This is a genomic window from Pigmentiphaga sp. H8 (genome assembly GCF_003854895.1).
GTDB lineage: Bacteria > Pseudomonadota > Gammaproteobacteria > Burkholderiales > Burkholderiaceae_B > Pigmentiphaga.
In genome coordinates, this window is the sequence record NZ_CP033966.1 from 15,831 (window position 1) to 37,733 (window position 21,903).

Genomic DNA, 21,903 nt, shown 5'->3' on the forward strand with positions numbered 1-21,903 from the left:
GGGTTCTCCTACTCGGCGACGCGGGGGAATTGCCCGGTGAAGACCGGCTTGCGGCGTTCGTTGAAGGCGCGCTTGGCCTCGCGGCCGTCGGGCGTCAGGCCCAGGTAGCGCTGCATCGGCGCGCCGGCCTCCATGTGGTTGCTGAAACCGGCCATGTCCAGCAGCAGGTTGGTCGCGCTCTTGGTGTAGCGGATGGCCAGCGGCGGCAGCTCGGCCAGCGCGGTCGCCAGTTCGTCCACGGTGGCATCGAAGTCCGCCGCCGGCACGCAGCGGTTGATCAGGCCCCATTCCAGCGCCTGCGGCGCGGGCAGGCGTCCGCCCAGCAGCGACAGCTCCAGCGAGCGGGCGCGGCCGATGGTGAACAGGAAGGCGCCGCCGCTATGGTTGCCGGCCTGGATCTCGCGCATCTGGAAGAAGGCGGTGTCGACGGCGACCACCAGGTCGCAGGACGTGGCCAGGTAGGCGCCGCCGCCGATGGCCGGACCGTTCACCGCCGCCACCACGGGCTTGGCGTTGCGCTGGATGCGCTGCCGGGCGGCCACGTTCCAGCGGCCGTAGGCGTCGATGGCCTGGGGATCGGCCTGGGCGGTGAAGCGCAGGTCCTGGCCGGCGCTGAAGATGTCGCCGGCGCCGGTCAGGATGGCGCAGCGGCAAGCCGGGTCGGCCTCGACCTCGTCGAAGGCAGCGACCAGTTCCTGGAAGGTCTGGAGATCGTGGGCGTTCTTGGCGTCGGGGCGGTCGATGACGACCCGCCAGATGGGGCCTGGTCTGTCTATCCTGATGTGCTGGGGCATGGTGTCTCCTGTCGTGGCCGCATGCATCGAATGCGGCGGATTATCTCGACGGGAAACACGGGGTAGACGCTGCTTTCACCCATGTGAAAGCGATTTCACGTATGTGAAAAACAAGGGGGTGTAACGGGAGCCTCAGGCGGCAAGCTCCTGGTGCAGCGTGGCCGCGACGCGTTCGAGAAAGGGGCGCGTGTTCAGCCAGGGCTGGTCCGGGTGCACGAGGGCCGCCAGGTCCCGGGTCATGAAGCCCGCCTCCACGGTCGCGGTGCAGGATCGTTCCAGCGCGGCGGCGAAGGCGGCCAGATCGGGCGTGCCGTCCAGTTCCGCGCGCTGCCGCAGCCCGCGCGCCCAGGCGTAGATGGAGGCGATGGGATTGGTCGAGGTTGCCCGGCCGGCCTGGTGCTCGCGATAGTGGCGCGTGACCGTGCCATGGGCGGCCTCCGCCTCGAAGGCCCGCCCGTCGGGCGTGATCAGCACCGATGCCATGAGGCCGAGGGACCCGTAGCCCTGGGCGACGGCGTCCGATTGCACGTCGCCGTCATAGTTCTTGCACGCCCAGATGTAGCCGCCCCGCCACCGGAGCGCGCTGGCCACCATGTCGTCGATCAATCGATGCTCGTAGGCCAGGCCGGCCGCGCGATAGGCCGATGCGAACTCGCTTTCGAAGATCTCCTGGAACAGGGCGGAGAAGCGCCCATCGTAGGTTTTGATGATGGTGTGCTTGGTCGACAGGTAGACGGGGTAGCGCCGCTGGAGCCCGTAGCGGAACACGGCGCGCGCGAAGCCGGCGATCGAGGCGTCGAGGTTGTGCATGGCCATGGCGATGCCCGGTCCGTCGGTGCGGCAGACTTCGCGCTCCAGCGCGGGTCCGCCGTCGTCGGGCGTGAAGCGCATGCTGAGCGTGCCGGGCCCCGGCAGTTCGAGCTGGCTGGCGCTGGAGTGGTCGCCGTAGGCGTGGCGGGCGATGACGATGGGCTGGTCCCAGTGCGGCACGAGGCGGGGAATGTTGGCGCAGCAGATGGGCTCGCGCAATACCGTGCCGTTCAGGATGTTGCGCAGGGTGGCGTTGGGACTGGGCAGCATGGCGGGCGAGCCGAATTCGCGCATGCGTGCCGCGTCGTGCGTGATCGTCGCGCACTTGACCGCCACGCCGTGGCGCAGCGTGGCGTGCGCGGCGTCCAGCGTCACCTGGTCGCGCGTCGCGTCGCGATTGCGCAGGCCGAGATCGAAGTACTGCAGTTCGCCATCGACGTGAGGCAGGATCAGCGCTTCCTTGATCCAGGCCCAGATGACGCGGGTCATTTCATCGCCATCGATCTCGACGATGGGATGACGAAAGGTGATCTTGCGCATGCGGTCTGGCTCAGCGGTCGTGGCGCGGGAAGCCCCCGGGTTCGGCGTCCAGCCAGCGCAGCATCGCATGCCATTCCAGTTCGCCGTAGGGCCGGCGCGTGCCGGGCTGGTAGAGATGCGCGGAGCGCGCCAGGACCTCTTCCGACGGAATGCGGATCTGCCCGATGCCGCCCGCCATGGCGTCGACCTGGGCACGGCAGGCCATCTCGAGCTGGTACATGAGGTTGAACGCCTGCGCGATCGACGGCGCACAGACCAGCAGGCCGTGGTTGCGCAGGATCATGGCGTTGTGCGGGCCGAGATCGGCGATCAGGCGCGCCTGTTCCGCCAGGTCGACGGCCGGACCCTCGAACGCGTGTTCGGCGATGTGCCCGTGGAAGCGCGAAGCCGTCTGGGTGATGGGCAGCAGGCCGCAGTCCATGGCGGACACCGCCATGCCCGCGCGGGTATGGGTATGGATGATGCAGTGCACGTCGGGCCGCGCCCGATGGATGCAGCCGTGGATCACGTAGCCGGACCGGTTGATGCCGTACGCGGTGGCCGGACTGCGATGGACGTGGCCGCCGTAGTCGATCTCCACGAGGCTGGACGCGGTGATCTCCTTGTACAGCAGCCCGTAGAGATTGATCAGCAGGCGCTCGTGCTTGCCCGGGATCTGCGCGGTGATGTGGTTGTAGATCATGTCCGTCATGCCGTACCGGTCCATCAACCGGTAGCACGCGGCCAGGTCCGTGCGGGTGTGCCATTCGGCGGCGTCGACCGTGTCTTTGATCGATGGGAAATCGGTGGAGTAGTCTGGGTTCACGCAATGCTCCTGCTTCCGCCGCACAGACGGATGATGTAGTCTGCCGCGACGCGTCCGCGGCAGCCGGCCGGATCATCTTAAGGCGGCCATCCCGCCTGCCGCCATCCAAAATACTTCATCCAGTTTTTAGAAAAACTAATGCTGGAGCGTGGCCATGAACCCTCAGCTTCCTCCCTTGAATCCGCTGCGTGTGTTCGAGAGCGCGGCGCGCCACCTGAGCTTCACCGAGGCGGCCGCCGAACTGCACATCACGCCGGGCGCCGTCAGCCACCAGATCAAGGCGCTGGAGACCTGGCTGGGATTCGCGCTGTTCGACCGCACCGAGCGGCCGCCCCGGCTGACGCGCGGCGGCGAGGTCTACGCGAAGGGGCTCAGCGTCGCGTTCGGACAGATCGTGCGCGCCACGCAGGAACTGGTGGCCTCGGGCTCGGCGCAGGTCTTGACGGTAAGAGGGCATACGACCTTTTTCCTGCGCTGGCTGATTCCGCTGCTGCCCGCCTTCCAGCATGCTCATCCGACGATCAAGATCCGTCTGGCAGCCAGCGTGGACGCGGTCGATTTCCGCCGCGACACCGTGGACGTCGGCATCCTGTACGGCGACGGGCCATGGGAGGGGCTGCGCGGCGATCTGTTGTTCAGCGATGCGCTGACGCCCGTCATGGCGCCGGCACTGGCGGCTACCCTGCCCGCCCAAGCCAGCACCGCGGCCTTGCTCAAGCTGCCGCTGCTGCATTCGAACCGGCGGCCGCAGCACTGGCCCGACTGGATCGCCGCGGCGGGCGCGGCAAGAAAGGTCTCGGCCGGCGATGTCTACTACGAAGACCTGAGCGTGATCTACCAATGCGCCATACAAGGGCTGGGCGTCGCGCTGGGCCAGCTTCGCTACGTGGCCAGGGACCTCGAACAAGGCGTGCTGGTGGCGCCGCATCCCTTCGTGCTGCGCCGCCCGCGCGGCTATCACCTGGTCTGTCCGCAGGCGCGTGCCGACGACGCGAAGATCCGCGCCTTCCGCGAATGGCTCGTGGCCTGCGGCGCCGCCCAGTCGTTAGAAAAGTTCAAGGCCGAGTGAGAAATACTGGTTTGTGCGCGGTGGCGGGCCCCTTCTACGATCAGCGGCAATTCGACGGTCTCCCAAGCAGGGGCCGCCGGCGTTCAAGGAGACCTCATGCCGTATTCCGCCAGGATCACGTCTGCTTTCCCGCCGTCCCGCCATCGGCTGCGCCTGCGCGCCGGCCGCCTGCTGGCGGCTTCGATCATGGGCTGTGCCTGCGCCGCGGCCGTCGCGGCTCCCTATCCGGACCGTCCCATCCGCATGATGATCCCGTTTCCTCCGGGCGGACCGAATGACGTGCTGGGCCGGCTGCTGGCAACCGAGGTGGGCAAGGACCTGGGCCAGCCCATCGTCATCGAGAACAAGGGCGGCGCGGGCGGCACCATAGGCGCGGACATGGTGGCCAAGGCGGCGCCGGATGGCTACACGCTGTTGCTGGGCGGCACCGCGTCGCTGGGAATCGCGCCCAGTCTGTATTCCAGGCTGCCCTACGATGCCGTGGCGGATTTCGCGCCGGTCGGCATGGTCGGCACGTCGCCTTCCCTGTTGGTCGTGGGCGCGCGCCAGCCATTTCGCGACGTCGGGGATTTGATCGCCCGGGCCAAGGCCGCGCCGGGCAAGCTCAACTTTGCTTCCGCGGGCGTCGGCACGCCGACCCATCTTGCCGCGGAACTGTTCAAGACCATGGCGGCGGTCGACATCGTGCACGTGCCCTACAAGGGAGGAGGCCCCGCCTTGAACGACCTGCTGGCGGGGCAGGTGGAAATGTACTTCTCGGGTATCGTCGCGGCGGTGCCGCTGGTGAACCAGGGGTCGCTGCGGGCCCTGGCCATCACCAGCGATCAGCGCAGCGAGCAGATGCCCGATGTGCCGACGATGTCGGAAGCGGGACTGCCCGGCTACGAGATCCAGAACTGGTTCGCCATCTTCGCTCCGGCGGGCACGCCCCAGCCCGTGGTCGATCGCCTGAACAAGAGCCTGGCCAGGTTCCTGGCGCTGCCCGCGGTGCGGAGCAAGATGCGCGAACTGAACGTGGATCCGCGCAGCTCCACGCCGCAGGAGCTGGCCGCCTACCAGGGCAAGGAATTGCGGAAGTGGTCGGCGCTGGTTAAGCAGGCGGGAATCACGCCCGAGTAGCGAGGCCCAGCGCTGACCGTCTCCAGCACGGCTTATTGCGGTTCGATGCCCGCCGCCTGGATCACCGGCTTCCACTTGGCCGTCTCGGCCTTGATGCGGGCGGCGAACACGTCGGGCATTTCACCCAGCGGCGTGATGCCGGCGTTCTCGAGCTGCGCGCGGAAGGCCGGTTCGTTGATCATCTTGCGGCCTTCCTCGGCCAGCTTGGCGACCACGTCCGCCGGCATGCCGGCCGGGCCCATCAGTCCGTTCCAGGTGTCGACCTCGTGGCCCGGGTAGGTTTCCGCGATGGTGGGCACCGAAGGCAGCTGCGGCAGGCGCTTGTCGCTGGAAACCGCCAGCAGCGTGAGCTTCTCGGGCGTCTTGGCGTAGGACATGACTTCCGAGACGCTGGCGCTGTACATGTCGATCTGTCCGGCCAGCACGTCGGCCAGGGCCGGCGCGCCGCCACGGTAGGGAACGGTGGTGGCCGTGACGCCGACGCGGCTCAGGAACAGCAGCGCCGACAGATGGGTGAGGGTGCCGTTGCCGCCGTGGCCCACGTTCAGCTTGCCGGGGTTGGCCTTGGCATAGTTGACGAGGTCGGTCACGGTGCGGAAGTTGCGCTGGGGATTGACCGCCAGCACGAAGGGGTTGCCGCCCACGTTGACGATGGGGGCGAGGTCGCGGATCGGGTCGTAGCGGATCTTGTTGGTCATGGGCGCCGTGACGATCTGCGTCATGGTCGCCATGAATAGCGTGTAGCCGTCGGGCTGGGCACGCGCGACCTGCTCGGCGGCGATGGTGCCCGCCGCGCCGCCCTTGTTGTCCACGATGAAGGGCTTGCCGAAGACCTTGCCCATGCGCTCGGCCATCATGCGGGCCATCATGTCGGTGTTGCCGCCCGGAGCGAACGGCACCACGATGGTGACCGGCCGGCTGGGCCAGGCGTCGGCGGCCAGGGCGGCGGCGGGCCCCGCGGCGATCGCGGCCGCCGCCAGGCCCACGGGAATGCGGCGCAGCCATTGCTGGAGGGGTTTCATGAGGTTGTCTCCTTCATCGGTTGTCATTGTCGTCGGTGGAGCAGGCCGCCGTTCGATGCGAGCGCGACCGGCGGCCGGAAAAACGGGCGCGAAAAGGGCCTCCCGCGTGCGCGCAGGCGCCGCGGTCATGCCGATGGAAAGAGTCCCCTTCCGTGCCGGATTCACATGTGCTGGGCTGGCGGGCGCCTTCGATGCCGGCGCCCGTGCTCAGTCTTTTTTTCCTGCTTCTTCTTTCTTGCCGTCCTTGGCCGCCAGTACCGCGGCGGGCGGCTGGACGACGAAGTGGGCGAGGCGATGCCGGTCGAACGATTCCAGGTTGCGTTCCCAGGTTTGCGGCTGGTGGTCGGCGTCTACCGGGATCTGGTCCATGTCGGTATAGATCTCGACGTTGTTGCCGTCCGGATCCTTGAACACCAGGAACCAGTTCGCCCCGGGGCCGTGTTGGCCGATACCGCGTTCGATGGTCACGCCCAGCCGACGCGCCACGTCCACGGCGCGGCGCATTTCCTCGACCGATTCCACGTAGTACGAGAAGTGCTCGAGGCCGGGGCGCGTATAGCGCGGCAGCTCGTCGCGGTCGGGCGAGTTGTCGGGGATGCGCGACAGGGCCAGGTCGTGGTGGTCTTCGCCCGCCCGCAGGAAGACCATCTGGTCGCCGATGCGGTCGGACACGCGCAGCCCCATGACCTCGGTATAGAAACGCGTGGAGGCTTCCAGGTCGCGCACCATCAGGACCAGGTGCCCGAGCTTGCGCGTACGGATGGGGGCGACCGGTTGCTGGTCGGTGGATGTCACGTCTGCCTCCTTGCCTATCGGCTTTCCTGCACGACGGTGTTCTCGATCGTGCCGATGTTCTCGATGTGCGCCACCATCTTGTCCCCCGCCTTCAGGTACATGCCGCGCCCCATGCCCACGCCATCGGGCGTGCCGGTGGCGATGAGGTCGCCGGGATGCAGGGTCAGGATGCGCGACAGGTAGGCGATCTGCTCGGCCACCGAGAAGATCATTTCCGAGGTGCTGCCGTCCTGCATGGTTTCGCCGTTGACCGCCAGCGACATGCGCAACTGCTGGGGGTTGCCGATGCAGCCCGCCGGCACCAGCCAGGGACCCATGGGGCCGAAGGTGTCGAAGCTCTTGCCGCGGAACCAGTCGTGGGTGAAGGGATAGTCGGTGCGGCGGTTGAGGTCGCGCGCGCTGATGTCGTTGAAGACGGTATAGGCGGCGATGGCCGACAGCGCGTCGTCGACCGACACGTGGCGGCAGGTCTTGCCGATGACCACGCCCAGCTCCACTTCCCAATCGAGCCGGCTGGTCTCGGGTGGCATCTGGACGTTTTCGCCGGTGGCGACGACGCTGGTCTCGGCCTTCATGAAGATGTAGGGCTGGCTTTCGCTGCGCGCCGCCAGCTTGGTGCCCATCTCGTCGGCGTGTTCGTAGAAATTGGAAGCCGTCGCGAAGATGCGGCGGGGCTGGTAGGGGACCGCATAGGTGGCGCCTTCCACCGCGGCGAGCCGGCCGCTGGCGGCAAGCTGGGCGGCGCGATCGGCCATGGTGGCGATCAGCGGGCCGCTGCCGGCCCAATCCGCGATCACCGCGCCGATGTCCTGCGCCACGCGGGCCGGGTCCACGTCGCAGGCCTTCGCCAATTGCGCCAGGTCGTACAGGGTGTCGTTGACCACCAGGCCAGGATGCTTGCTGCCATTGCGCTGATAAGTCGCCAGACCGTGCCAGTTCACGGGATCTCCTCGTTGCTGTCCATGTTGAATCCAGGGGAAGCGAGCCGGCGTGGCCGCCATTTCCACCCCCTGTTTTGGAATACTTTAAGTGTATCGTGTATACACGTCAACTGGTTTACGATAATTTTTATGGCATGTGTGTGCCAGGAAGATGTCCTGAAGAACTCTGGCCAAGGGGGCCGAGGTGCCCCTCGATTTGTATGCAGATTCGCGTGAATGTGTTCAATGATGGGGCACGAGCATATCCGCATGCCGTTCGTGTTCATGCCGGGATGGGTGCCGCGTATAATCCGCGGGCATTCGATGGCCCATATAGAAGGATGCTTTCGTGACCACCATTGCCGCTCGGATCAGCCAGTCGCTGGCTGACGAGATCATCGCGGGTACCCTGGCCCCGGGCGAAAAGCTCGAGGAGCCCTCGCTGGCGGAGCGTTTCCAGGTATCGCGTACCCCCATCCGCGAGGCGCTGCGCCTGCTCAACGCCCGTGGCCTGATCGAACTGGTGCCGCGCCGGGGCGGCGTGGTGGCCAACGTCAGCGCCGAGCAGCTTGCCGACATGCTGGAGGCGCTGTGCGAACTGGAGTCGCTGTGCTGCCGCATCGCCACCCAGCGCATGAGCGCGATGCAGCGCCGCCAGCTCGAACTGCTGCACGAGGAAACCCAGCAGGTGTCCGAGCGCGGCGATGCCGACGCCTATCTCAAGCTCAACGCGCGCTTCCACCAGCTCATCTGCCAGGGCACGCAGAACCAGACCCTGGTGGCGCAGGTGGAAAACCTGCGTGACCGGCTGGCGCCGGTCCGCGCCGCGCAAAGCGGCGTCGAGCGCCGCTTCGAGACTTCCCACCGCGAACACGAGAAAATCGTGGAAGCGGTGCTGGCCGGGCAGCCCGAGCAGGCCTACCTGGCCATGCGCAGCCACACCACCCGGCTGACGCTCCATGTGATGGAGCAGATCGAGGAGCAGCGCGCCGGGGCACACGGCTGACCGCCCTTCCCGGACGGAACGGACGCCTCAGGCCAGGGCGGTAGGCAACGGCGCGTCGTCCCCCAGCCGGATCTGCTCGCGGCAAAGCCGTTCGAGCAGGCGCGCCTTCACTGCCTGATGCGGCGCGGACGTCCAGAGATTGGTCGTTTCCGCCGGATCCTCGTCCAGATCGTAGAGTTCGCCGATCTCGTCGATGTCCGATACCGACAGGCGATAGCGCGGGTCCAGCAGGCTCCTTACTCTGAATGAACGGCCCTGGTCGAACTTGTGCATGACCTGTTCGCTCTCGACCACCATGGTTCGCCCGGCGGGTCTCGATGGAGCCAGCAGATCGATGCCTTGCATGCCGTTGTAGGGATTGATGCCGGCGCGGCCCAGCACGGTGCGGCCGATATCCACGGTGCCGGCCATGCCCTGATCGACGGCATGCGGCGGCCGGTCGGCGGCGGGATCGCGCCAGATGAAAGGCACCCGGATCAGGCCCTGGTAATGCAGGGGGCCCTTGAGCATCAGGCCGTGATCGCCCATCCAGTCGCCATGGTCGCTGGTGAAGAGGACGACCGTGTTCCGGTCCTGCCCGCTTTCCCGCAGCGCGGCCATGATGCGGCCGACCGCATCGTCGATCATCGAGATCATGCCGTAGGTCAGCGCGATGATCTCCCGCGCTTCGCGTTCGGTGACGCCGAACGGTATGTAGCCTTCGCGGCTGTACCGGCCCTGGGCGGTGTCGCGGTGCACCGACGAAACCAGCGGAGTCGAATCGCGATTCCAGAAGGAGGCGGGCAGCACGATGCGATCCGGATCGTACATGTCCCAGTATTTCCCGGGCGGCGTATAGGGATGGTGCGGATCGGGGAAGGAGCAGGCGAGAAAGAAGGGGGCGTCGCCACTGCCCTGATCCAGGCCGGACAGGAAGCCGGCGGCTTCGTCCGCGATGTACGACGTCGGATAGAGCGATTCCGGCACGCGCGTGCGCCATGCCTGCGGCGCGCCGTAGCGGCCGTCGGGGATGGCGTGCTCCCTGCCGCGCAAGCGGTCCGAATCCGGATGGCGGGCTTCCAGCCAACGCGCGTAGTCGGCGCCGACCTGGTCGCCGTGGAAAGTGCACAGGCGCACGTGGTCGAAGCCATAGAAGGGCAGGGAGACCGTGTGCCCCGGGTTTTCTTCCCAATAAGGGGTCCACTCGTTGTCGTAGGCGGCCCCCGCCCGGGAGCGGATGCTGGCATCGCGCAGGGCGGCCGGAGGATCCAGATCGCCCCGCCCCGCCGCCCAGCGTTTGCGGCCCGGTCCATCGTGGCCCATGTTCTGCAGGTGGGACTTGCCGATCAGCGCGGTGCGGTAGCCGCCCGCGCGCAGCAGGTCGACGAAGGTCGTCGCATCGCGCGACAGCGCGATGCCATTGTGCCGGACGCCATGCAGGGACGGCATGCGGCCCGTCATCAAGGTGGCCCGGTTGGCCATGCAGACCGGACTGGCCACGTAGAAGCGGTCGAAGCGCGTGCCCTGCGCGGCCAGCGCATCGATGTGCGGCGTCCTGACGATGGGGTTGCCATAGCAGCCCAGGTGGTCGGCGCGATGCTGGTCGGTGATGAACACCAGGAAGTTGGGACGCGGTGTCATTGGCCCTCCTCCAGCCCTTCGCTGCGGATCAGGGTCCGCCACTTCCCGGCCTCGGCCCGCAGGTCGGCCAGCAGCGCCGCGCCTGTCCTGCCCGATGGCACCATGCCTTGCGCCGCGTAGCGCGAACGGCTTTCCTGCGAGCGAAGCACTTGGCCGAAGACCTGCTCGATGCGTTCGGCGACGTCGCGTGGCAAGCCCTTGGGCGCGGCGAGCAGCAGCCAGTTGTTGGCGAGCACGTCGGGTATGCCGGCCTCCCTGACGGTCGGCACGTCCGGCATCACGGCCAGCCGTTCGCGGGCCGAGACGGCCAGGGGAACGACCTGGCCGCTCTGGACCTGTCCCGCAAGCAGGCCGGCGGCACCCATGAACAACTGGACCTCGTCGGCCAACAGCGCCTGCACCGCGGGCTGCGCGCCGCGATAGGCGATGTGCGTGATGGGCAGGCCGGTGGCTTTCGCCAGCAGGATGCTGGACAGATGGGGCGTGGTGCCGACGCCGGGCGAACCGAAGTTCAGCACCCTTTCGGTCCTGGCCGCGCCGGCGCGCAAGGCCTCCCAGTTCTTCGCGTCCTGCTGCCGGTTGGTGAACAGCACGGCTGGAATCTCCGCCACCTTGATCAGCGGCTGGAGTTCGCGCAGGGGGTCGAAGGTCTGGCCCTTCTTCAGGAAGGGATCGATGACGATGTTGTTGGTGGCGGCCACGACCAGCGTGTAGCCGTCAGGCTTGGCCGCCGCGGCGCTCTGCACGCCTATCGCGCCGCCGGCTCCCGACTTGTACTCCACGACCAGGGGCTTGCCGAAGGCCGCTTCGAGTTGCGGCTGGATGAGGCGCACGGTCAGGTCGACCGGGCCGCCGGGGGTGTATGGAATAATGATGCGCATGGGCTTGTCCGGGAACGCCTGGGCGCCGGGTGGCGTCAACGCCAGCCACGGGCCCAGCAGCAGGCAGGCCAGCACCGGGCCCTTGGCCCCGCGGCGCGGGCGTCTTGCCAAAGTAGATAGCATTCGATTCGTCTCCAATTCCGATCCGGCGGCAATGCGCCGCCCCGGTCACAAGTTTGTGAAGCGGGCCCCTCGAATGCAATGCACGCCCGCTTCTCTCCATAAGCAATCCTTATGAACACACGGCATCTCGATTTCCTCCGGCTGGTGGTGGAAAAAGGCGGGTTGTCGGCCGCCGCGCGCGAGGCGGGCGTGACGCAGCCCGCCATCAGCCAGGCGCTCCAGGCCCTGGAGCGGGAGCTGGGCATGCCCTTGATGACGCGTGTCGGCGGCCGCGCGTTGCCGACGCCGGCGGCGCATACCCTGGCGGCCCAATCGAGCCGGTTCGACATCACCCTTCGCCATCTTCGGGAGGCCCAGGAGCAACCGCTGCCTGCGCGTGGCGTCCGGCTGGGCATCTCGGCCGGCGCGGCCCTTGCCTATGGCCCCCGCCTGGTATCCGGCTGGGCCGCACAGGGCGAAGCGGCGCCCCTGCGCATTTTCAACGGGTCGTCGCAGGAGCTGCTGCTGTCCCTGGAGGCGGGCGACCTGGACCTGGCGATATGCCCGCGGCCCCGCAGCGCGGCTTATCCGCATCTGCTCGAAGTGCCCTTGTTCAGGAACGAGCCGGCCATTTTCTCGCGCAAGGGCCATCCGCTGGCCCAGGCAGGGTCGCTGATGGAACTGCGCGACGTGGGCTGGGTGGTGGTGGGCAAGGACCGTTCGCCCGGCGGCATGGCCGAGGAAGCGTTCCGGGTCCGCAAGCTGACCGGGCCACGCATCGTCGCGCAGTGCCCGGATTACCTGACCCTGATGACGGTCGTTTCGCAAAGCGACCTGATGGGCATCATTCCCATGCAGAAGATCGCCGACAGCTTCGGCGGTGCGCCGCTGCAACGCCTGATGATCGTCGAAGGGCTGCCGCAGTACGACGTCTGCCTGTATCGCTATCCCGGGCCCGTCGAGGACCCCGTCCGGCGGCTCGAGGCGGCGATACGCGAACTGGCCGAGACCGGATGAGGCACGCCGCCTGTTTCGTGTACTCTTTCCACTGGCCTGACATCGCCCCCGAGCCCGCCCATGCAACCGACCGAAGCCCTCCGCGCCGCCTTCACGCCCAAGCAGGTCCTGCGCGCTTCCATCAATGTCGGCAATCCCATACTGGCCAGCCGCGACGGCCCGCACGGCGCGCGCGGGGTGTCGGTGGACCTGGCGCGGGAACTGGCCAGGCGGCTGGGCGTGGAACTGGAACTGGTGGTTTTTCCGTCGGCGGGCGAGTCGGTCGAGGCCGTGGCCGCCGAACAGGCCGACATCGGCTTTTTCGCCATCGATCCCAAGCGCGGCGAGCTCATCTCGTTCACCGATGCCTACGTGGTGATCGAGGGGGCCTACCTGGTGCGCGACGGTTCGCCCATCGCCGCCCATGCCGACGTGGACCGGCCGGGCGTGCGGGTCACGGTCGGCAAGGGCAGCGCCTACGATCTCTACCTGAGCCGCAGCCTGCAGCAGGCCAGCATCGAGCGGGCGGCCACGTCGCCGGCCGTGGTCGACGTGTTCCTGGAAAGCGGGGCCGACGTGGCGGCGGGCGTGCGCCAGCAGCTCGAGGCCGACGCCGCGCGGCTGGGCGGCGTGCATCTGTTGCCTGGCCACTTCATGCTGATCCGGCAGGCCATGGGCGTGCCCAAGTCGCGCGGCGAGGCCGCGGCCGACTACCTGCGCGCCTTCGTCGAGGAAATGAAGGCGTCGGGGTTCGTCCAGGAGGCGCTGGCGCGCCATGGGATCACCGGCGCGGCGGTGCCCCGCGCCGAAGGCTGAACAGGCCCTAGTCCATCTGTACGTGCAGTCTGGAGAACACGTCCGACCAGAACCGCTGTTCCTGGTCGGTGTAGGCCTTGATCTGCGCGAGGTCCATGTCCACGGTCTCGGCCCCCATTTCCCGTAGCCGTTCGGTGGTCTTGGGCTGGGCGATGGCCTTTCTGATCGACACGTTCAGTTTCTCCAGGATGGGCCTGGGCGTGCTGGCGGGCGCGAAGATCGCCGCCCACGAGTACAGCCCGAAGCCGATGCCCGATTCGCGCAAGGTGGGCAGGCTGGGCATCAGGTCCGTGCGTTCCGGGCTGGTCACAGCCAGCGCCCGGACCAGTCCCTGGTCGATGAAGGGTTTGGCCGAGGCCAGCACCGCGAACATCATCTGCACCTGTCCACCCACCAGGTCGTTCAAGGCCGGCGCTTCTCCGCGATAGGGAACGTGGACGATGTCCACGCCGGCGGCGCTCTTGAAGATCTCGCCGTTCAGGTGCAGGCTGGATCCGCGCCCGCCGGAGGCGAAGTTCAGCTTGCCCGGGCGCGCCTTGGCGTATTGCACCAGTTCCTGGGCCGTGCGTATCGGCAGGGACTTGTTGACGATGAGCACGCCCGGGTTGCGGGCGATCATGGCGACGGGAACGAGGTCCTTGAAGAAGTCGTAGCTCTGGTTGCGGTAAAGGAAGGAATTGGTGACGCCCGACAGTCCGCTGACGCCCAGGGTATAGCCGTCGGGCGGGGACTTGGCGACGAAACCCGTGCCGATGTTGCCGTTGGCGCCCGGGCGGTTGTCGACGATGACGCCTTGCCCCAGGATGGGCTCCAGATCGGCCAGTGCCGCGCGCGCCAGGGAATCGCTGCTGCCGCCCGGCGCGTAGTTGACGACCACGCGTATCGGCCGCTCGGGGTAGTTCGATGCGTCGGCCGCGGCGCCGGGAGTGGTGGCCATCGTGCCCGCGAGCAAACCGGCGAATGCGAGGAATTTCATGCTGTCCATACGACCGACCTCAGTGGATGTGTTGGCTGTCTGTCACGTCGATGCCCGGAACGGATGCTCACTCGATCAACACGTCCGCCTCGTCGATCAAGGACGAGGGAAGCTGGAGTCCGAGCAGGCCGGCATTCTTCAGGTTGAGCGTGGTCGGGCCGCGCATGCTGCGGTCGATGGGGATTTCCGCGGGATCCGCCCCGTGCAGGATCTGGTCGACGACCTGGGCCATCATCGGCCAACCCTTCTTCTTGCCCGGACTGATGGTCGCCAGGCCGCCCGCGCGGGTGATGGACAACTGGTTGCCCACGGCGGGCAGCCGCGCGTCCAGGAAGAGCTTGCCCAGCACGTCGCCGTTCATGTTGAACAAGGCATGGGGCCCCACCAGGACGGCCTGGCAGCCGTCCCGCTTCATGGCGCGGATGCTCGGCTCGAAGTCCTCGATCCGCAGCGTTTCATAGATCGGCATCTCGCAGCCCATGGTGCGCGCGGCCTCGGCGAACTCGCGCATCACGGCGGGCGCGGGCGAATAGGTCGGGTTGTACAGATGGCCGATGCGGGTCAGGCCCGGAACCGCCATCTTCAGCAGCCTGACCTTGGCCCAGTTGTTGTAGGGGATGTAGGAGAAACCGGTGAAGTTCATGCCTGGCCGCCTGTAGCTTTCTGCCAGCCCCGCCTCGATGTGGTTGGTGGCCCAGCAGACGACGGGAATCCTGACTTCCCGCGTAGCTTGCTTGAGGGCGATGTTGGCGTTGGTCAGGAAAGAGACGATCACGTCCGCGGGCCAGGCCACGAGGGCGTCGGCATGGGCCTGGACGAGGTCGGGATCGCGGTTGCCGTACAGCTCCTGGTAGACCACGTCGACGTCTTCCCGATAGCCGATGGTCTCCATGCCCCGCTTGAAATCGACGATGTCTTGCGTGTCGATGACCGGGTCGCCTTTCGCGACGACGTGAATCAGGCCGACCCGGTACGGTCTGCCCGGCCCCTTGTGTGCCTCTTGCATGAATGTCTCCCTTCCATGCGTTGCCGCGTTTGTTCTGAAATAGAGAACAGCGTATCGAAATATGAACCTATGATAAGCATCGGCGCGCAAGGCCGTCAATCGGGAGATGCGTGCGCGGACGACGTGCGACGGCCTCGGCGTCCCCATGGGGACGCGAGGCGGTCAGGCGGAAGCGAAGGGGAACAGGGTCAGGCGGAAGAGCCGAGTTTTTCCGAGACCCGGCGGGCGGCTTCGCACACCCGCTGCGCATGGTCGCGCATCAGCTTGGGCGTGAGGCGGTCGGTCGGGCCTGAAATGCCGATGGCCGCAACGGCCTTGCCGTGGCGGTTGAAGACGGGTGCGGCCAGTCCGCCTATCCGTTCCCGCCATTCGCCGCGATTGACCGCATAGCCGAGCTTGCGCACGCCGGCGAGTTCCTTGCGCAGGGCCGCGTCGTCGGCCAGGGACAGCCGCGTGTGGGGAGCGAGCGCCGCGGCTGCGGCGGCGATGATGTCGTCGTCCTGGTAGGCCAGCATCGCCTTGCCCGTCGCGACGGCGCTGGCGGGCGCCCGGCCGCCGACCTCGGTGTACGCCCGGATGGGCTGCGGGCTGTCGATCTTCTCGAGGTAGATGACCTCGGTCTTGTCGAGTATCGACAGATGCACCGTTTCACGCGTCTCGAGCGCGAGGCTTTCCATTTCCGGCAAGGCCACGGTGCGCACCGCCAGCCGTCCCACGATCTTTTCGCCCAGGCTCCAGATCTTGGGCGTGGCGAAATACTTGCCTTCGACGGAATCGACATAGCCGAGCGCGGCCAGCGTCTGCAACAGACGGTGCGCGTTGCTCTTGGACAGTTCGAGTTCGCTGGCGATGTTGGTGACCCCGCGCGGCGTATCGCTGTCCGCCAGGGCCTCGAGCAATTTCAGGCCCTTCGAAAGGGTCTTGTCGATCATGGGAAGGTCTCCTGGGCTACCGCAGGCGCCGCCCAGGCCCCGCCAGGCTGCGCTCGATCCGCTTTCTTCTTTCCTCCAGCGCCTTGACCAGCGCCGGCACCCGCTCGGGCCGTATCCGGTCTTCCACCGCGCTCAGGCTCAGCGCCGCCATGGGCGCGCCGTGCGCATCCGACACCCGCACCGCCAGGCCGCGCACGCCGGTCATGACCAGGCCGTCGCTTAGCGCATAGCCGTCCTCGCGCGCCCGCGCGACGGCGGCGCGCAGCGACGGTTCGGACACGTTGGGATAGGCCCGCAGCGGTTCGCGTATCGATTCGAACACCAGTTCCGCTTCGTCCTCGGGCAGGGCCGCGATCATGATGATGCCGCCCGCCCCCACGCCCAGCGGTCGGCGCGTGCCGACGTCGACGGTGAAGGCCTTGATGGGATAGGGGCCCATCTTGCGTTCGATGCAGACGGTGTCGTAGCCCGAGCGCACCGCCAGGAAGGCAGTGTCGCCGGTTTCGTCGGCCAGCGCCTGCATGTCGGGTCCGCACAGCTGGCGCAGGTCGGCGCGGCCGCTGGAGACGGACCAGCCCAGCACCGCCATTTCCATGCCCAGGCGGTAGCGCCGGGTGTCTTCGTCCTGTTCGACCAGGCCATGCTGCAGCAGCGAGGTCAGCAGCCGGTGGACGGTGGGCTTGGACAGGCCGGAGGCATGCTGGAGGTCGATCAGGCGCAGGCCGGATTCGCCGGCCGACGCCAGGAGCCGCAGCACCGCGACGGCCCGGTCCACGGTCTGCGCGCCGCTGGTGTCGGGACGGTTCATGGCGCGCATCGTAGCACGCAGGATGGCCGTCACTCGCCGTCTAGCTTGATGCCGGTCTTGCTGACGATGCCGCTGTACAGATCGATCTGCTGTTTCCAGAACGCGGCCAGTTCCGCGGGCGTGGAGCCGACGGCCTCGGACCCCGCGTCCTTGAATCGCTGGCGCGATTGCGGGTCTTTCGCGGCGGCCGAGACGGCTGCTGCCAGGCGGTCCAGGACGGGCTTGGGCGTGCCGGCCGGCGCGTAGATCGCGACCCAGAACGGGAATGCGTAGCCGGGCACGGCTTCGGCCACGGTGGGCACGTCGGGCAGCATGGGCGAGCGTTCGGTGGTGGTCACGCCCAGTGCCCGCACCCGCCCTTCATGGATGTTGCCGATCTGCGGCGGCACGCCGTCCAGCATCATGTGGATGCGTCCGCCCAGCAGGTCCTGCATGGCGGCCGCCGTGCCCTTGTAGGGCACGTGCTGCATGTTGACGCCGGCCAGGGTCTTGAACAGTTCCGAGGCCAGGTGGATGGCGGTGCCGTTGCCGGAAGACCCGTAGTTGTACTTGTCGGGATTCTTCTTGAGCAGTTCGACGAACTCCTTCATGTTCCTGGCCGGCACCTTGGGATTGACCACCATGACCAGGGGGAACTGGGCGACCAGGGATACGGGCGCGAAGTCCTTGACCGGGTCGAAGCCCAACCGCTCCTTGCCCAGCAGGCCGGTGGCGACGGCGGACGAGGAATTGAAGATCAGGGTGTAGCCGTCGGGCGCCGCGTTGGCCACGGTCTTGGCGGCGATGGCGCCGCCGGCGCCGGCCATGTTTTCCACGACGACCTGCTGCTTGAGGTCTTCGGCCATTTTCACCGCGGCGATGCGGGCCAGCTGGTCGATGCCGCCGCCCGGCGAGAACGGCACCAGCAGCCGCACGGGGCGGGTGGGGAAATCGGCCGCGCGGGCTGGCAGGGTGGCGGTGGCGGCCAGCGCGAAGGCGGCCGTCCAGTGGATGAGGGATTTGTACATGAGTGTCTCCGTTGCGGGCCTGTCGCGGCCCGTGTCGTGGCGCGTCAGGGTTGGCCGGACAGGTCGAGGCCGCGCGCGTCGTCGATGAGGTGGGCCAGGCGTTCGCGGAAGAAGGGCGCCGGCTTGAGGATGCGGCACTCCTGCGCCAGCATCAGCGGCCTGGCCTGGACCAGGAACGCCTTCCAGTCCGGATCGGCGAACAGCGCCTCGCGGCAGTCCATGCGCTGTTGCAGGCTGCGGTAGCCCCACTGCGTGACGGTCTGGTTCAGGGCGCCGATCTCGCTCACGTAGTAGCCCAGCAGCGCGGGCAGGTGGCGCATCTGGGCGGCCATGCCTTCCTTCCTGTAGAGCGCGACGAAGGCGTCGAGGTTGCCCGGGTGGTAGGTATAGAGGCGCTGTTCGATGATCATGTCGCCTCCCGCTGGTCCTGGCTGAACTTGTAGACGTGGGTGCGCCTGGCCAGTTCGGGAATGGGCATGCCGTCCTGGATGTCGCGGTAGCGGCGGGCCTCGCCTTCGCCGATTTCCTGGGCGCGCTTGAGCACCGTCTCGACGGCTTCGCGCGGGATGAAGCAGATCGCGCCTTCGTCGGCCACCACCAGGTCGCCGGGCCGCACCTGCACGCCGCGTATGTGCACGATGCCGTTGATGGCGACGGTTTCCAGGCGCCACTTGCCGGTGATGGAGCTGACGCCGCGAGACCAGATCGGGAAGTCCTGCGAGCGCGACTGTTCCACGTCGCGGATGGCGCCGTCGATGACGGCGCCCGCCTCGCCCTGGCGCTTGGCGATGGCGGCCGACAGTCCGCCCATGTTGGAGACGCCCACGACGCCTTCGATGACGAGCACGTCGCCCGGCTCGGCCAGGTTGTGGGCCTCGATCTCGGCCATCTTGGAGATGCGGTCCTTGGCGCCCTTGTAGGCGTCGTCGCGCTGCTCGACGTTGCGCAGGGTCAGCGCCGGGCCGGCCATGCGCCGCCCGGGCAGGGTGGGCGGCAGGTCGCAGCCCGGCACCACGCCGCACAGGCCCAGCTCGTCCATGGCGTCGGACACGGTGCCGGTCAGGTCCTCCAGCGCCAGGAAGGCGTCGATGACGGCCTGCGGATAGCGGGGGATGTCGAGGTCGCCGAAGACGGCGGCGGGCAGCTTGCCCAGGGGAGTCTTGCTGGTCATGGGATGTCCTTGGAGGTCAGGCGGCGGGCGTGCCCGCCATCACGATGCGAAAGAGGCGCAGGAAGTTGTCGCGGGCGATGGCGTCGATGTCGCGGCGCGCCAGGCCGATGTCCGCCAGGCCGGCCAGCATGTCCTGCTGGGCCTGCAGGTCGTCGATGGGATAGCGCCACGGCCAGGTTCCGTAGACCTCGGGCTTGCGCATGAATTCCTGGTAGCGTTCGGCCGGCTGGTCGGTGATGAAGTCCGAGCCTATGCCCACGTGCGCCACGCCGATGCGGTCGATGGCATAGCGGATGTGCGCCACCACGTCCTGCACGCCCGGCGTCTCGCCCGGCATGCGCACCAGCGGCGGCAGGTAGGTGATGCCCAGCACGCCGCCGTTGGCCTTGAGCGCGTCCAGCAGGGCGTCGCTCTTGTTGCGGGCGTTGGGGCACAGGGCGTAGGCATTGGCGTGCGTCACCGCCACCGGATGGCGCGAGATGGCCAGTACGTCCAGGCCGCTGCGGTCGCCCACGTGCGACAGGTCGATGACGATGCCCAGGTCGTTCAGCACGGCCACCAGCTCGCGTCCCAGCGAGGACAGGCCGGCGTCGGCCGGCTCGGCGCAGCCGTCGCCATACAGGTTGCGGATGTTGTGCGCGACCTGGATCACGCGCACGCCCAGCGCGTGGAAGAGCTCCATCAGTTTCAGGTCGCGCTCCACGCCCGGCACGTTCTGGTAGCCCAGCACGATGCCCAGCTTGCCTGCCTGCCTGGCGCGCTCGAAGCCGTCGCCGTCCTCGACCACCTGGACCAGGTCCGACAGGGTGGCGAGGTGCGCGCGGTAGTCCGCCAACTGATTCAGCGAATGGCGCAGGTCGGGAATGGGATTGATGCCGCGAAAATTGTTCAGCGTGATGTGGACGGCTTCCACGCCGTGGGCCAGGCTGGCTTCGGCGTAGGCGGCGGTCATGCGCGCGCCGTTCAGCAAGTCGAATACCTTGATCATGCTCGATGGCTTTCCTAGTGATTTGCTGGTCCGTAATATGGACCGGCGAGAGCAGGATTTTCTGTTCGGCTGATCCCCATGTCGAGATTGATGGTCCGGTATGTGGACCAAATGGACGAAACGGCGCAATCGCCCGCTCCCGGCCGGGCCGGAGCGGGAACGACAGTTGCTGCGGCTTCGAGTCTTCCGGAGATCGCCATGTGCCCTACCCCCGCCTCGCAGCCCGCCATGTTCCTGTCGACGAAAGTGGGCCTGACCGTCAACGGCGCGCGCCACGAACTGCGCCTGGACCCCCGCACCACCCTGCTCGATTGCCTGCGCGAACACCTGGCCCTGGCCGGGACCAAGAAGGGCTGCGACCACGGGCAGTGCGGCGCCTGTACCGTCCACCTGGACGGCCGGCGCGTCAACGCCTGCCTGGTGCTGGCGGCCACGCTGGATGGCCGGGAGGTGACCACGGTGGAAGGGCTGGCCCGGGACGGCCAACTGCACCCGGTGCAGGCGGCCTTCCTGGAGCAGGATGCCTATCAGTGCGGCTATTGCACGGCCGGCCAGATCATGTCGGCGGCGGCGCTGCTGTCCGAGCCCTGCGGCGAGACGGACGCCGACATCCGGGAAGCCATGAGCGGCAACCTGTGCCGTTGCGGCGCCTACCAGAACATCCTGGCGGCCGTGCGGCAGGCGCGCCGCGGCATCGCGTAGCGGGGCGGCCATGGAAATATTCCAGTTGCGGCGGGCCGAAGACGTGGCCCAGGCGGTGGGCGCCGCGGCCTATGCCGAGGACCGCCAGGGCTCGACGGTCCGGTTCCTGGCGGGCGGCACGACGCTGATCGACCTGATGAAGCTGGACGTCGAACGGCCGGCCATGGTGATCGACATCAGCCATCTGCCGCTGGACCGCATCGAGGCCACGCCCGAGCACGGCGTGCGCATCGGCGCGATGGTACGCAATTCGGACCTGGCGCAGGATCCGTTGATCCGCGAGCGCTATCCGGTGCTGTCGCAAGCGCTGCTGTCCGGGGCTTCGGCGCAGTTGCGCAACATGGCGACGACCGGCGGCAACCTGTTGCAGCGGACCCGCTGCGTGTATTTCCGCGACGTGGCGATGCCCTGCAACAAGCGCGAGCCGGGCTCGGGCTGCCCGGCCATCGGCGGCTACCACCGCAACCTGGCGGTGCTGGGGACCAGCGAAGCCTGTATCGCCAGCAACCCTTCGGACATGAACGTCGCGCTGATGGCGCTGGGCGCCACGATCGACATCCAGGGGCCCGAGGGCGCCCGCACGGTGGGTATCGACGATTTTTTCGTGCTGCCGGGCGACACGCCGCAGCGCGAGACGGTGCTGGAGCCAGGCGAGCTGATCACGCACGTGACGCTGCCGCCCCTGCCCGCCGGCACCCGTTCCCACTACCTGAAGCTGCGGGACCGCGCATCCTATGAATTCGCCCTGGCCTCGGCCGCGGTGGTCGTCACCATGGCCAACGGCAGCATCAAGACCGCGCGCGTCGCCATGGGCGGCATAGGCACGCGGCCCTGGCGTTCGGCGCCGGCGGACGTCCTGCTGGCGGGCGGGGCGCCTTCGGCGGCGGTGTTCGATGCGGCGGCGCGGGAACTGCTGCGCGAGGCGCGGCCGCACAGCCAGAACGCCTTCAAGGTCGAGCTGGCGCGGCGCTGCCTGGTCCATGCCCTGAATACCGCCACGGCCGCGGGCTGACGGAGA

The 21,903-nt window shown here is 67.8% G+C and carries 23 protein-coding genes; 7 read left to right on the forward strand and 16 right to left on the reverse strand.

Going from position 1 to position 21,903, the window contains the following annotated elements; all coding sequences use genetic code 11:
* Positions 1–8 precede the first annotated feature (8 nt).
* From EGT29_RS00075 to EGT29_RS00085, 3 genes are all read right to left on the reverse strand, one after another.
* Positions 9–794, reverse strand: coding sequence for an enoyl-CoA hydratase/isomerase family protein (locus tag EGT29_RS00075; protein ID WP_161567626.1), 786 nt, complete (start codon positions 792–794; stop codon positions 9–11).
* Positions 795–926: 132 nt separating this feature from the next.
* Positions 927–2,144, reverse strand: a complete 1,218-nt coding sequence (locus tag EGT29_RS00080; RefSeq protein WP_124687108.1) for an NADP-dependent isocitrate dehydrogenase — start codon at positions 2,142–2,144, stop codon at positions 927–929.
* 10 nt (positions 2,145–2,154) lie between these two features.
* A complete protein-coding gene (locus EGT29_RS00085; RefSeq protein WP_124687109.1) occupies positions 2,155–2,949 on the reverse strand; it encodes a class II aldolase/adducin family protein in 795 nt (264 codons plus the stop codon).
* A gap of 154 nt (positions 2,950–3,103) precedes the next feature.
* Here EGT29_RS00085 and gcvA point away from each other — a divergent pair, with 154 nt between their 5' ends.
* Together gcvA and EGT29_RS00095 are read left to right on the forward strand one after the other, a co-directional pair.
* On the forward strand, positions 3,104–4,018 hold the full coding sequence (gene gcvA / locus EGT29_RS00090; protein WP_124687110.1) for a transcriptional regulator GcvA: 915 nt from the start codon (positions 3,104–3,106) through the stop codon (positions 4,016–4,018).
* A 96-nt stretch (positions 4,019–4,114) separates the two neighbouring features.
* The gene (locus EGT29_RS00095) at positions 4,115–5,137 is read left to right on the forward strand and encodes a tripartite tricarboxylate transporter substrate binding protein (protein WP_124687111.1); all 1,023 of its coding nucleotides are present in this window, start codon (positions 4,115–4,117) and stop codon (positions 5,135–5,137) included.
* 32 nt (positions 5,138–5,169) lie between these two features.
* On the opposite strand, the gene EGT29_RS00100 is transcribed toward EGT29_RS00095, so the two are convergent.
* The 3 genes from EGT29_RS00100 to EGT29_RS00110 form a co-directional block, all read right to left on the reverse strand.
* On the reverse strand, positions 5,170–6,159 hold the full coding sequence (locus tag EGT29_RS00100) for a tripartite tricarboxylate transporter substrate binding protein (protein WP_124687112.1): 990 nt from the start codon (positions 6,157–6,159) through the stop codon (positions 5,170–5,172).
* A 207-nt stretch (positions 6,160–6,366) separates the two neighbouring features.
* On the reverse strand, positions 6,367–6,954 hold the full coding sequence (locus tag EGT29_RS00105; RefSeq protein WP_255465716.1) for a VOC family protein: 588 nt from the start codon (positions 6,952–6,954) through the stop codon (positions 6,367–6,369).
* Between the two features lie 14 nt (positions 6,955–6,968).
* Positions 6,969–7,895 (reverse strand): fumarylacetoacetate hydrolase family protein, encoded by a 927-nt coding sequence (locus EGT29_RS00110; protein ID WP_238160244.1) that lies wholly within the window; start codon positions 7,893–7,895, stop codon positions 6,969–6,971.
* Positions 7,896–8,223: 328 nt separating this feature from the next.
* Between EGT29_RS00110 and EGT29_RS00115 the strand changes: the two genes are divergently transcribed.
* The gene (locus EGT29_RS00115; RefSeq protein WP_124687114.1) at positions 8,224–8,880 is read left to right on the forward strand and encodes a GntR family transcriptional regulator; all 657 of its coding nucleotides are present in this window, start codon (positions 8,224–8,226) and stop codon (positions 8,878–8,880) included.
* 27 nt (positions 8,881–8,907) lie between these two features.
* Here EGT29_RS00115 and EGT29_RS00120 read toward each other — a convergent pair whose 3' ends face one another.
* Together EGT29_RS00120 and EGT29_RS00125 are read right to left on the reverse strand one after the other, a co-directional pair.
* Positions 8,908–10,500, reverse strand: a complete 1,593-nt coding sequence (locus EGT29_RS00120) for a sulfatase (RefSeq protein ID WP_124687115.1) — start codon at positions 10,498–10,500, stop codon at positions 8,908–8,910.
* Positions 10,497–11,504 carry a tripartite tricarboxylate transporter substrate binding protein gene (locus tag EGT29_RS00125; protein WP_124687116.1) on the reverse strand — a complete coding sequence of 336 codons (1,008 nt, stop codon included), beginning with the start codon at positions 11,502–11,504 and terminating at the stop codon, positions 10,497–10,499. The genes EGT29_RS00120 and EGT29_RS00125 overlap by 4 nt, the downstream gene beginning before the upstream one ends.
* 111 nt (positions 11,505–11,615) lie before the next feature.
* On the opposite strand from EGT29_RS00125, the gene EGT29_RS00130 reads away from it, so the two are divergent.
* Positions 11,616–12,500: a LysR family transcriptional regulator gene (locus EGT29_RS00130; protein WP_124687117.1), complete on the forward strand. Its 885-nt coding sequence runs from the start codon at positions 11,616–11,618 to the stop codon at positions 12,498–12,500.
* Between the two features lie 60 nt (positions 12,501–12,560).
* Positions 12,561–13,295, forward strand: coding sequence for an ABC transporter substrate-binding protein (locus EGT29_RS00135; RefSeq protein WP_124687118.1), 735 nt, complete (start codon positions 12,561–12,563; stop codon positions 13,293–13,295).
* A gap of 7 nt (positions 13,296–13,302) precedes the next feature.
* Here the strand turns inward: EGT29_RS00135 and EGT29_RS00140 are convergent, their stop codons facing one another.
* The 8 genes from EGT29_RS00140 to EGT29_RS00175 form a co-directional block, all read right to left on the reverse strand.
* Positions 13,303–14,271, reverse strand: a complete 969-nt coding sequence (locus tag EGT29_RS00140; protein WP_161567627.1) for a tripartite tricarboxylate transporter substrate binding protein — start codon at positions 14,269–14,271, stop codon at positions 13,303–13,305.
* 67 nt (positions 14,272–14,338) lie between these two features.
* The gene (locus EGT29_RS00145) at positions 14,339–15,277 is read right to left on the reverse strand and encodes an ABC transporter substrate-binding protein (RefSeq protein ID WP_161567628.1); all 939 of its coding nucleotides are present in this window, start codon (positions 15,275–15,277) and stop codon (positions 14,339–14,341) included.
* A gap of 188 nt (positions 15,278–15,465) precedes the next feature.
* Complete coding sequence (locus EGT29_RS00150; protein ID WP_124687121.1) at positions 15,466–16,209, reverse strand: IclR family transcriptional regulator; 744 nt, start codon at positions 16,207–16,209, stop codon at positions 15,466–15,468.
* A 16-nt stretch (positions 16,210–16,225) separates the two neighbouring features.
* The gene (locus EGT29_RS00155; RefSeq protein ID WP_161567629.1) at positions 16,226–17,017 is read right to left on the reverse strand and encodes an IclR family transcriptional regulator; all 792 of its coding nucleotides are present in this window, start codon (positions 17,015–17,017) and stop codon (positions 16,226–16,228) included.
* Between the two features lie 29 nt (positions 17,018–17,046).
* On the reverse strand, positions 17,047–18,024 hold the full coding sequence (locus EGT29_RS00160) for a tripartite tricarboxylate transporter substrate binding protein (protein WP_124687123.1): 978 nt from the start codon (positions 18,022–18,024) through the stop codon (positions 17,047–17,049).
* 44 nt (positions 18,025–18,068) lie between these two features.
* Positions 18,069–18,434: an NIPSNAP family protein gene (locus tag EGT29_RS00165; RefSeq protein WP_124687124.1), complete on the reverse strand. Its 366-nt coding sequence runs from the start codon at positions 18,432–18,434 to the stop codon at positions 18,069–18,071.
* Positions 18,431–19,195 (reverse strand): RraA family protein, encoded by a 765-nt coding sequence (locus tag EGT29_RS00170; RefSeq protein WP_124687125.1) that lies wholly within the window; start codon positions 19,193–19,195, stop codon positions 18,431–18,433. The genes EGT29_RS00165 and EGT29_RS00170 overlap by 4 nt, the downstream gene beginning before the upstream one ends.
* Positions 19,196–19,211: 16 nt before the next feature.
* Complete coding sequence (locus tag EGT29_RS00175) at positions 19,212–20,183, reverse strand: dipeptidase (protein WP_124687126.1); 972 nt, start codon at positions 20,181–20,183, stop codon at positions 19,212–19,214.
* A 198-nt stretch (positions 20,184–20,381) separates the two neighbouring features.
* Between EGT29_RS00175 and EGT29_RS00180 the strand changes: the two genes are divergently transcribed.
* Positions 20,382–20,885 (forward strand): (2Fe-2S)-binding protein, encoded by a 504-nt coding sequence (locus EGT29_RS00180; protein ID WP_202865575.1) that lies wholly within the window; start codon positions 20,382–20,384, stop codon positions 20,883–20,885.
* Positions 20,886–20,895: 10 nt separating this feature from the next.
* On the forward strand, positions 20,896–21,897 hold the full coding sequence (locus EGT29_RS00185) for a xanthine dehydrogenase family protein subunit M (RefSeq protein WP_124687128.1): 1,002 nt from the start codon (positions 20,896–20,898) through the stop codon (positions 21,895–21,897).
* Positions 21,898–21,903: the final 6 nt, after the last annotated feature.

Excerpts from the sequence above, each read along its gene's own strand:
- EGT29_RS00075 (WP_161567626.1), bottom strand. The coding sequence starts at position 794 with ATGCCCCAGCACATCAGGATAGACAGACCAGGCCCCATCTGGCGGGTC.
- EGT29_RS00080 (WP_124687108.1), bottom strand. The coding sequence starts at position 2,144 with ATGCGCAAGATCACCTTTCGTCATCCCATCGTCGAGATCGATGGCGAT.
- gcvA (WP_124687110.1), top strand. The coding sequence starts at position 3,104 with ATGAACCCTCAGCTTCCTCCCTTGAATCCGCTGCGTGTGTTCGAGAGC.
- EGT29_RS00095 (WP_124687111.1), top strand. The coding sequence starts at position 4,115 with ATGCCGTATTCCGCCAGGATCACGTCTGCTTTCCCGCCGTCCCGCCAT.
- EGT29_RS00100 (WP_124687112.1), bottom strand. The coding sequence starts at position 6,159 with ATGAAACCCCTCCAGCAATGGCTGCGCCGCATTCCCGTGGGCCTGGCG.
- EGT29_RS00120 (WP_124687115.1), bottom strand. The coding sequence starts at position 10,500 with ATGACACCGCGTCCCAACTTCCTGGTGTTCATCACCGACCAGCATCGC.
- EGT29_RS00125 (WP_124687116.1), bottom strand. The coding sequence starts at position 11,504 with ATGCTATCTACTTTGGCAAGACGCCCGCGCCGCGGGGCCAAGGGCCCG.
- EGT29_RS00130 (WP_124687117.1), top strand. The coding sequence starts at position 11,616 with ATGAACACACGGCATCTCGATTTCCTCCGGCTGGTGGTGGAAAAAGGC.
- EGT29_RS00135 (WP_124687118.1), top strand. The coding sequence starts at position 12,561 with ATGCAACCGACCGAAGCCCTCCGCGCCGCCTTCACGCCCAAGCAGGTC.
- EGT29_RS00140 (WP_161567627.1), bottom strand. The coding sequence starts at position 14,271 with ATGAAATTCCTCGCATTCGCCGGTTTGCTCGCGGGCACGATGGCCACC.
- EGT29_RS00145 (WP_161567628.1), bottom strand. The coding sequence starts at position 15,277 with ATGCAAGAGGCACACAAGGGGCCGGGCAGACCGTACCGGGTCGGCCTG.
- EGT29_RS00150 (WP_124687121.1), bottom strand. The coding sequence starts at position 16,209 with ATGATCGACAAGACCCTTTCGAAGGGCCTGAAATTGCTCGAGGCCCTG.
- EGT29_RS00155 (WP_161567629.1), bottom strand. The coding sequence starts at position 17,017 with ATGAACCGTCCCGACACCAGCGGCGCGCAGACCGTGGACCGGGCCGTC.
- EGT29_RS00160 (WP_124687123.1), bottom strand. The coding sequence starts at position 18,024 with ATGTACAAATCCCTCATCCACTGGACGGCCGCCTTCGCGCTGGCCGCC.
- EGT29_RS00165 (WP_124687124.1), bottom strand. The coding sequence starts at position 18,434 with ATGATCATCGAACAGCGCCTCTATACCTACCACCCGGGCAACCTCGAC.
- EGT29_RS00170 (WP_124687125.1), bottom strand. The coding sequence starts at position 19,195 with ATGACCAGCAAGACTCCCCTGGGCAAGCTGCCCGCCGCCGTCTTCGGC.
- EGT29_RS00175 (WP_124687126.1), bottom strand. The coding sequence starts at position 20,183 with ATGATCAAGGTATTCGACTTGCTGAACGGCGCGCGCATGACCGCCGCC.
- EGT29_RS00180 (WP_202865575.1), top strand. The coding sequence starts at position 20,382 with ATGTGCCCTACCCCCGCCTCGCAGCCCGCCATGTTCCTGTCGACGAAA.
- EGT29_RS00185 (WP_124687128.1), top strand. The coding sequence starts at position 20,896 with ATGGAAATATTCCAGTTGCGGCGGGCCGAAGACGTGGCCCAGGCGGTG.